Source organism: Acinetobacter uliginosus (assembly GCF_044130295.1).
Taxonomy (GTDB): Bacteria; Pseudomonadota; Gammaproteobacteria; order Pseudomonadales; family Moraxellaceae; genus Acinetobacter.
Map to the genome: position 1 here is coordinate 1 of NZ_JBIQOC010000040.1, position 1,932 is coordinate 1,932.

A 1,932-nucleotide genomic window follows, 5' to 3' on the forward strand; every position below is an offset into this window, starting at 1 on the left:
TGGATCCAAGCCATTCAGCTTTGCTGACTGGATTAAAGTCATGATATTGGCAGCTCGTTGGCCGCTGCGCAGCGAGCCAGCAAACAGCCAGTTCTTACGTCCCAATGCCCAGGGGCGCATCTGATTCTCAACCCAATGTTAGCGGCAGTGTAAAAATGACCCCCTAACGGCATTTAAAAACTGACCCCCTTGGTGACATATTCAGCTCCTACAAAATTCAATAGTAGCTGAAGATCGACTTAATGCGACAGAACAGAAATATTGCCTCAAATAATTAAGGTTCGGTTACTAGGTCTGTAAAACAAACCCATTGCAGAATAGTGTTTAACTATCACTGATTTTTGTTGCTTAATACAGATTTTAACAGTGGTTACTTTTTTGGTTACTACAATGTGGAATATCACAATAATATTTATAAAAAACATATATATAAATATTTATGTGATGCGTAATATACGCATCACATAAAAATTGCTTAAATTTGCTATAATTAATATCTACAGTGTCATTAGTGGTTCGGTTTAAATTTATGAGTCTTACTGAAATTAAAGTTCGCCAAGCTCATTGCAAGGAAAAAACCTGTTTTTTATCCGATGAAGATGGACTTAGCCTGAAGATTGAGCCGACTGGAAGAAAATCTTGGTGCTATCGCTATACAGATCCACAAACAAAAAAACGTCGCCGCATTCAGTTGGGGCTTTATCCTGATTTATCGCTGAAAAAGGCACGACAAGTCAAAGATGACTTTAAAGACAATAATTATTGTTTTGAGCATGATACTGTCTCTAATGTCATCACCTTTCGTAAGGTAGGGGAGGAGTGGCTGCAGTTCAAACTGAAAAATGCATTTAATGATTCACCCCGCTGCGGTGTACTACAGTTAGCAGAAAGATGTTTACAGCAAGATATTTATCCAGACCTTCAGGATTTACCTTTTCAAAACATCAAGCGTTATGACCTGGTTTCAGTAATCAAAAAAATAGAGGGACGCCAAGTAAAAGAACCTGTCAAGAAAGCTTGTAGTTATTTGAACCAAATTTATGACTACGCTGTAGCGATGGGTTATTGTGAATTCAACATCGCGCATGGTTTAAATAAAATCGCCATTAACAGTAAAATCAAGAAGAATTATCCGTATTTGAAAGCGGAGGATATATCAGATTTTAAGAAAAATTTATTAAAATTGGATGCCCATCCGATTATTAAAAAAGCACTGCTGTTCAAATTACATACTGGCGTGCGAGGGGCTGAATTGTTATTGGCTGAGCCTCATCATTTTGATTTAAATGAAAAAATCTGGAAAATACCTGCCTTGCATATTAAACAGTTTCGACGAAAAGTCATATTAGGCCATGAGATTCCAGATTTTTTAGTTCCACTTTCAAATCAGGCTTTAGAGATTTTGAAAGACGTCATGCAGTGGTCATACGGTGAAAAATACCTTTTTGCTAGCCCTCGCAAACATAATCAACCGATTCATTTTAATACATTAAATATGGCCATACGTAAGATGGGGTATGGCAAACATCAACTATCTTCTCATGGATTACGTTCTACTTTTAGTACCATTTTGAATGACTCAGGTTTGTTCCAGGATAACTGGATTGAGGCACAACTTTCACATATTGATAAGAACCGTACCCGTGCCAGCTATAATCACGCTGACTATTTAGCCCAGCGGACTGAAATGATGCAGTGGTGGGGTGATTATTTAAGTACTGCTAAGTGAAAATCGTACTTTTATACATAGACTTAAAACATTATGGGGTTTCAAATGGATAGTAAACAATATACTTGCCGTGTTACATGGTCAGCAGAAGATAATGAACCTGAGTTCGATGAAATCCACTTAACCTTTTAGCATATTTTGGAAAGTTGGCTTATTGGGGTTCAAACAATAAGCCACTACAGCAGCCATGATATTCACCATGA

At 37.4% G+C, this 1,932-nt stretch carries 1 protein-coding gene and 2 pseudogenes; 2 read left to right on the top strand and 1 reads right to left on the bottom strand.

From position 1 onward, the window contains the following. Positions 1-138, bottom strand: a pseudogene (locus tag ACE01T_RS08710) (IS66 family transposase); the annotation flags it as partial. Between the two features lie 391 nt (positions 139-529). Between ACE01T_RS08710 and ACE01T_RS08715 the strand changes: the two are divergent. Further along, positions 530-1,729, top strand: coding sequence for a tyrosine-type recombinase/integrase (locus tag ACE01T_RS08715; protein ID WP_057083233.1), 1,200 nt, complete (start codon positions 530-532; stop codon positions 1,727-1,729). A gap of 33 nt (positions 1,730-1,762) precedes the next feature. Next, a pseudogene (locus ACE01T_RS08720) lies at positions 1,763-1,828 on the top strand (antitoxin HicB); the annotation flags it as partial. Positions 1,829-1,932: the final 104 nt, after the last annotated feature.